This window comes from Cellulomonas gelida (assembly GCF_006538725.1).
Taxonomy (GTDB): Bacteria; Actinomycetota; Actinomycetes; order Actinomycetales; family Cellulomonadaceae; genus Cellulomonas; species Cellulomonas gelida.
Genome location: NZ_BJLQ01000089.1, coordinates 1 through 747 on the forward strand (window position 1 = coordinate 1; position 747 = coordinate 747).

Annotated in this window: 1 protein-coding gene; it reads right to left on the minus strand. The window is 73.1% G+C overall.

Annotation, left to right across the window (positions count from 1 at the left end):
* Nucleotides 1-73 precede the first annotated feature (73 nt).
* Nucleotides 74-631, minus strand: a complete 558-nt coding sequence (locus CGE01nite_RS17100) for a DUF2510 domain-containing protein (protein ID WP_170211015.1) — start codon at nucleotides 629-631, stop codon at nucleotides 74-76.
* Nucleotides 632-747: the final 116 nt, after the last annotated feature.

Below are 747 nucleotides of genomic sequence, written 5' to 3' on the forward strand. Positions count from 1 at the left end.
GAGGGCGAGCCGCCGTTCTCCCGACGTTCGCCGCCCCCTTCGGGTGACGTCGCCGTCCGTCCTGCGTGCGGCGTCACGTCGTCGGGCTGGTGTCCGTGGTGTCCGCGATCGTGTGCCGCCCGGCCGAGTCGACCGACAACGAGAGCCGGATGGCGCTCGAGGTGCCGTCCTCCCACTGCCCGGTGCCCTCGCACGTCAGGACGTGCGCGAGCTCGCCCGTCGCCGGACGCTGCACGGTGCCGCGGTCGTCGGTCACCGCGTGTGCGTCGGTGACGCTCGCGAGCGCGACGTAGCCGTCGGGCAGGTCGCGGTGCGAGAGCTCCACGGCCTCGGCGACCACCTGCTCGCACGTCGCTCCCTCCACGCTGGTGCGGAAGCCCTCGGTGTTCGCCTGGTTCAGGAACACGGGGATGGCGATCGCCGCCAGCACCCCGAGCACGACGAGCACGCCGACGACGACGGCCACGACCGTCACGACGATCTTGGTGGTCGACCACGACGAGCGCTGCACGGTGCGCGGGTCGAGAGTCGCGGCGCTCGCCACGTGCGCGGTCCACTGCGTGCCGTCGAACCAGCGCATCGTCGCGGGGTTCTGCGGGTCGGGGTACCAGCCGGGCTGGGTCGTCGTCATGGCGTCCTCATCGTCGGACGCCTCCACTGCGGCGTCTGCCGTTCTGGTCGGCACGTGCGGGCCGCAGGTTGAGCGCGGGAACGACGAACGGCGGGCCCCACGTGGGGACCCGCCGC

Bases quoted from the DNA above. Each gene is read 5' to 3' on its own strand.
- CGE01nite_RS17100 (WP_170211015.1), bottom strand. From the start codon at position 631: ATGACGACGACCCAGCCCGGCTGGTACCCCGACCCGCAGAACCCCGCG.